This is a genomic window from Pseudomonas sp. NPDC087346 (assembly GCF_044744235.1).
In the GTDB taxonomy this organism is placed as follows: domain Bacteria; phylum Pseudomonadota; class Gammaproteobacteria; order Pseudomonadales; family Pseudomonadaceae; genus Aquipseudomonas.
This window is the reverse complement of the sequence record NZ_JBIUXX010000132.1, coordinates 1-4688: the sequence shown is the minus strand read 5'-3', so window position 1 is coordinate 4688 and position 4688 is coordinate 1. Positions and strand designations below refer to the sequence as shown.

At 60.0% G+C, this 4688-nt stretch carries 4 protein-coding genes and 1 pseudogene; 4 read left to right on the top strand and 1 reads right to left on the bottom strand.

Translation table 11 applies throughout. From position 1 onward, the window contains the following. The 3 genes from ACIOZM_RS31220 to ACIOZM_RS31210 form a co-directional block, all read left to right on the top strand. The coding region (locus ACIOZM_RS31220; RefSeq protein WP_401221421.1) for a DapH/DapD/GlmU-related protein at positions 1-257 on the top strand (257 nt) is incomplete at its 5' end. A gap of 112 nt (positions 258-369) precedes the next feature. Then, on the top strand, positions 370-1575 hold the full coding sequence (locus tag ACIOZM_RS31215) for an aminotransferase class V-fold PLP-dependent enzyme (protein WP_401221419.1): 1206 nt from the start codon (positions 370-372) through the stop codon (positions 1573-1575). Beyond that, complete coding sequence (locus ACIOZM_RS31210; protein ID WP_401221416.1) at positions 1572-1976, top strand: SufE family protein; 405 nt, start codon at positions 1572-1574, stop codon at positions 1974-1976. Before ACIOZM_RS31215 ends, ACIOZM_RS31210 begins: the two co-directional genes overlap by 4 nt. A gap of 117 nt (positions 1977-2093) precedes the next feature. Here the strand turns inward: ACIOZM_RS31210 and tcdA are convergent, their stop codons facing one another. Beyond that, positions 2094-2912, bottom strand: coding sequence for a tRNA cyclic N6-threonylcarbamoyladenosine(37) synthase TcdA (tcdA, locus tag ACIOZM_RS31205; protein WP_401221414.1), 819 nt, complete (start codon positions 2910-2912; stop codon positions 2094-2096). Between the two features lie 294 nt (positions 2913-3206). Between tcdA and ACIOZM_RS31200 the strand changes: the two are divergent. Next, positions 3207-4598 (top strand): annotated as a pseudogene (locus tag ACIOZM_RS31200) (glycosyltransferase); the annotation flags it as partial. Positions 4599-4688: the final 90 nt, after the last annotated feature.

The following is a 4688-nucleotide window of genomic DNA, read 5'->3' as shown; positions in this document are numbered from 1 at the left end:
GCCTGATCGGCGCCAACGCCGGTATCGGTATTCCGTTGGGCGACCGCAACACCGTCGAGTCGGGCCTGTACGTGACCGCCGGCACCAAAGTCGCGCTGCTGGACGAGAACAACAATCTGGTCAAAGTGGTCAAAGCGCGCGAACTGGCGGGTCAGACTGACCTGTTGTTCCGTCGCAATTCGGAAACCGGTGCCGTGGAATGCAAAACCCACAAATCGGCTATCGAACTGAACGAAGCGCTGCACGCTCACAACTAAGCAGCACCCGCCCTGTGTAGGAGTGAGCCTGCTCGCGATGCTTTGGACGTCCTTGCGGACGCTATCGCGAGCAGGCTCACTCCTACAGGGTCTTGCCCATGGGCCGAATGAAATGATGATTCCTTCTCCGTGGCGCGCCGATTTCCCGGCCATCGCCGCCCTGCAACGGCAAGACCAGACTTATCTGGACAACGCCGCCACCACGCAAAAGCCTCAAGCGCTGCTCGACGCACTGACGCACTACTACGCCAACGGCGCAGCCAATGTGCATCGTGCGCAACACTTGCCCGGCGCTCATGCCACGCAGGCGTTCGAAGACAGTCGGCTCAAAGTTGCGCAATGGCTGAATGCCGGTGACAGCGGGCAAATCATCTTCACCCACGGCGCCACCAGCGCGCTGAATCTCCTGGCTTATGGCCTGGAACATCTTTTCCATCCGGGCGATGAGATTGTCATCAGCGCCCTGGAGCATCACGCCAACCTGCTGCCATGGCAGCAACTGGCGCAACGTCGCGACTTGAAACTGGTGATCCTGCCGCTGGATGCCGACGGTTTGATCGATCTGGGCGCCGCTGTGCGTTTGATCGGCCCGCGCACTCGCTTGCTGGCGGTCAGTCAGTTGTCCAACGTGCTCGGCGCATGGCAACCGTTGCCGGCGCTGCTGGGCATGGCCAAGGCGCAGAACGCCTTGACCGTGGTCGATGGCGCGCAGGGCGTGGTCCACGGTCGGCATGACGTGCAGGCCCTAGGTTGCGACTTCTATGTTTTTTCCAGCCACAAGCTGTACGGCCCGGATGGCGTCGGTGTGCTGTTCGGACGCAATGCTGCACTCGAACAGCTCAAGCCATGGCAGTTCGGCGGCGAAATGGTGCTGGAAGCCAACTATCACGACTCGCGGTTCCGTCCGGCGCCACTGGGTTTCGAAGCGGGAACGCCACCAATCGCCAGCGTGATCGGCCTCGGTGCAACGCTGGATTATCTGGCGGGGCTGGATCAGGACGCGGTGTCTGCTCATGAAACGGCGCTGCACGACTATTTGCTATGCGGTCTCGCGGCTCGTAACGGCATTCGTTTGCTGGGCAAGCCGCAATTGGCATTGGCCAGTTTCGTGGTCGAAGGCGTGCATAACGCCGATCTCGCGCATCTGCTCACCGAGCAAGGCATCGCCGTACGCGCCGGCCATCACTGTGCGATGCCGCTGCTGAAAAGCTTCGAACTGGCTGGAGCCATCCGCGTATCGCTGGCGCTGTACAACAACTCGGAGGATCTGGAGCGATTCTTTGAGGCGCTGGATCAGGCGCTGGAGTTGTTGCGATGAGTCTGCCGGTCGAGGCTGCTGCTGCACTGCAAACCTTCAAGGACGCTGCCGGCTGGGAACAGCGGGCGCGATTGTTGATGCAGTTTGGTGATCGTTTGCCGCCATTGAGTGACGCGGACAAGTGCGACGCCAACCGGGTGCATGGCTGTGAAAGCCAGGTGTGGCTGGTTGGGGAGTTGCGCGACGGTCACTGGCAATTCAGCGCCAGCAGCGATGCGCGGATGATTCGCGGGCTGGTCGCGTTGCTGCTGTTGCGGGTCAACGGCTTGTCTGCCGATGAGTTGCAGCTAGTGGATTTGCCGGATTGGTTCAGTCAGTTGGGGTTGTCGCGGCAGTTGTCGCCGTCGCGCAGTAACGGCCTGAATGCAGTGCTCAAACGGATGAATGAGTTAGCCGGTTAATTGCCATCGCTGGCAAGCCAGCTCCCACAGGGATCTATGTTGTTCACAGATAAAGTGAAATCACTGAAACACCTGTGGGAGCTGGCTTGCCAGCGATGAGGCCATCAGCAGCGATGCTTAAACCTCAGGCTTGATGCGATCCGCCGGGCGTCGAACCCCCGCCACAATCTTGTCCACAGCCTTGGTCGCCGCAACCATCCCGAAAGTCGCCGTCACCATCATCACCGCGCCAAACCCGCCCGCGCAGTCCAGCTTCACGCCATCACCGACAAAACTCTTCTGCAAACAGATGCTGCCATCCGGCTTCGGATAACGCAGTTGCTCGGTGGAAAACACGCACGGCACGCTGTAGTGACGGGTCATGGTGCGGGAGAAACCGTAGTCGCGGCGCAAGGTCGAGCGCACTTTCGAGGCCAGCGGATCGTTGAACGTACGGTTGAGGTCGCAGACCTGAATCAATGTCGGATCGATCTGCCCACCCGCGCCGCCGGTGGTGATGATCTGAATCTTGCGGCGTTTGCACCAGGCAATCAGCGCAGCCTTGGCGTTGACTGCGTCGATGCAGTCGATCACGCAATCGATGTTCGGCGTGATGTATTCGGCCATGGTGTCGCGGGTGACGAAGTCGGCCACCGCATGCACCGTGCAGTCCGGGTTGATCCCGCGCAGACGCTCGGCCATGACTTCGACCTTGGGTTTGCCGACGGTGCTGTCCAGCGCGTGCAACTGCCGGTTGGCGTTGCTGACGCAGACATCGTCGAGGTCGAACAGCGAAATCTCGCCGACACCACAACGGGCAATGGCTTCTGCCGCCCAGGAGCCGACGCCGCCCACGCCGACGATCGCCACATGGGCCGCGCGCAAGCGGTCCAGGCCTTCAATGCCATACAAACGGGCGATGCCTGCAAACCGCGGATCTTCTGTACTCATGACCATTACCCCAAAAACCGGCGCGCATTATAGGGCCGTCGGCCGACAAGAGCATCTTTGCTGCTATGAACGGTGGGAGCACAGAGGAAATTGCTCAAAATAAAGGCCACACTGAACAAAGTTTTCTCTTACAAGCTGTTACTAAAGAACTTAAATCACGCCAGATTGCCCAACGTCCGGCATTTCTCTGTCCGATGTACGACCAGTGAACTGCCGGTGTAGGATGCGCGCCCCTTGTATTTGTAACAGCCGTACGCCAACCGATCCTTCGTTCCACAGCCTTTGGAACCCGAAATAGCTATGTCATCGCGTAAATTTGGACTCAACCTGGTGGTGGTTCTTGCAATCGCCGCCCTGTTCAGCGGCTTCTGGGCGCTGATCAACCGCCCGGTCTCCGCGCCCAACTGGCCGGAACAGATCTCCGGTTTCTCCTATTCGCCATTCCAGCAGGGACAATTCCCACAGAAGGATCAATATCCGACTGACGATGAAATGCGCCGAGACCTGGAGATCATGAGCAAGCTGACGGACAACATCCGCATCTACTCGGTCGATGGCTCGCTGCAGGACATTCCGAAACTGGCTGAAGAGTTCGGTCTGCGCGTGACCCTCGGGATCTGGATCAGCCCCGATCAGGAACGCAACGAACGGGAAATCGCCCGCGCCATCGAACTGGCCAACACCTCGCGTAGCGTTGTGCGGGTTGTGGTCGGCAACGAAGCGATCTACCGCAAGGAAATCACCGCCGAACAACTGAGCGTACTGCTTGATCGCGTACGTGCGGCGGTGAAAGTACCGGTAACCACGTCCGAGCAATGGCACGTCTGGGAAGAACACCCGGAACTGGCCAAGCACGTCGACCTGATCGCCGCGCACGTTCTGCCGTACTGGGAATTCATTCCCGTCGACAAGGCCGGCCAGTTCGTATTCGACCGCGCCCGCGACCTGAAAAAAATGTTCCCGAAAAAGCCGCTGCTGCTCTCCGAAGTCGGCTGGCCGAGCAACGGTCGCATGCGCGGTGGCGCCGATGCGTCGCCGGCAGATCAGGCGATTTACCTGCGTAATCTGGTCAACAAGCTCAACCGCCAGGGCTTCAACTACTTCGTGATCGAAGCATTTGACCAGCCGTGGAAGGCCAGCGATGAAGGCTCGGTGGGCGCGTACTGGGGCGTGTTCAACGCGGCGCGCCAGCAAAAATTCAACTTCGAAGGCCCGGTGGTTGCGATCCCGCAATGGCGGGTACTGGCGGTTGGCTCGGTGGTGTTGGCGCTGTTATCGCTGACGCTGCTGATGATCGACGGCTCAGCCCTGCGTCAACGTGGCCGGATCTTCCTGACCTTTATCGCCTTCCTCTGCGGTTCGGTACTGGTGTGGATCGGTTACGACTACAGTCTGCAATACAGCACATGGTTCAGTTTGACGGTGGGTTTCCTGCTGGCGCTCGGCGCGCTCGGGGTGTTCATCGTATTGTTGACCGAGGCGCATGAACTGGCCGAAGCGGTCTGGACCCACAAGCGGCGGCGTGAATTCCTGCCAGTGGTGGGCGATTCGGACTACAGACCGAAAGTCTCGATCCACGTACCTTGCTACAACGAGCCGCCAGAGATGGTCAAACAGACCCTCAACGCCCTGGCCAACCTCGACTATCCGGACTTCGAAGTCCTGATCATCGACAACAACACCAAAGACCCGGGGGGGGGGGACCATGTCTAGCGCGGCGGAGGGTGGGGGGGGGGTCCGGGGGGGGTTGCAGTCTTCTACGGGGGGGGGGGGGTTGGCGGT